Annotated in this window: 1 pseudogene; it reads right to left on the reverse strand. The window is 63.2% G+C overall.

The features are described from left to right. A pseudogene (locus tag EOD29_RS35480) lies at positions 1–231 on the reverse strand (multidrug effflux MFS transporter); the annotation flags it as partial.

The following is a 231-nucleotide window of genomic DNA, read 5'->3' on the forward strand; positions in this document are numbered from 1 at the left end:
ATTATGCTGATGGAAGAGCCGGCCCTTCTCGGCGATCAGCACGAAGATAAGGCCGATGATCGAGACGATGAAATAACCGGCGACCATCGGCAGCGCCGTGCCGTCGAAAGCCTGGCCGATGCCGGCGCCGATAAGGGCGCCGCCGACCGTGCTCATGAAGCCGAGAACGGAGGAAGCGGTGCCGGCGACGTGTCCCAGCGGCTCCATGGCCAGCGAATTGAAGTTCGAGCC

The sequence above is a fragment of the Mesorhizobium sp. M1A.T.Ca.IN.004.03.1.1 genome (genome assembly GCF_003997555.1).
Classification (GTDB): Bacteria; Pseudomonadota; Alphaproteobacteria; order Rhizobiales; family Rhizobiaceae; genus Mesorhizobium.